The sequence below is a fragment of the Halobellus sp. Atlit-38R genome (assembly GCF_003665925.1).
In the GTDB taxonomy this organism is placed as follows: domain Archaea; phylum Halobacteriota; class Halobacteria; order Halobacteriales; family Haloferacaceae; genus Haloquadratum; species Haloquadratum inordinatus.
This window is the reverse complement of sequence record NZ_QXIJ01000251.1, coordinates 1-491: the sequence shown is the minus strand read 5'-3', so window position 1 is coordinate 491 and position 491 is coordinate 1. Positions and strand designations below refer to the sequence as shown.

General features: G+C 66.0%; 1 protein-coding gene. It reads left to right on the top strand.

All coding sequences use genetic code 11. The features are described 5' to 3' along the window. Positions 1 to 491, top strand: a 491-nt coding sequence (locus D3D02_RS19205) for a Gfo/Idh/MocA family protein (RefSeq protein WP_147435757.1), incomplete at both ends; no start/stop codon positions are given.

Genomic DNA, 491 nt, shown 5'->3' with positions numbered 1-491 from the left:
CTTCTGTGAGAAACCGCTCGCCCCGACGCTCGAAGAAGCCGAAGAGATGCGCGACGCCGCCCGCGACGCCGACGGCGTGGCCGGATGCGCGTTCAACTACCGGTTCGTCCCGGCGATTCAGTACGCGAAGGGTCTCATCGAGGACGGCGAACTCGGTGAGATTCACCATGTCCGCGGACGCTACCTACAGGATTGGCTCGTCGACCCCGAAGCACCGTGGGCGTGGCGCATGGACAAAGACCTCGCCGGGTCCGGCGCGCTCGGCGACCTCGGTGCGCACACTATCGACCTCGTGCGCTTCCTCGTCGGGGATTCGGATGTCGCGGGCGACATTACACGCGTCTCCGGCCACCTCCAGACGTTCGTCGACGAGCGACCGGTGCCCGGAACGGACGAGTACAAACCCGTCACGGTCGACGACGCCTACACGGCACAGGCCGAGTTCGAAAACGGCGCAGTCGGCTCGTTCGAAGCCTCTCGATTCGCCGACG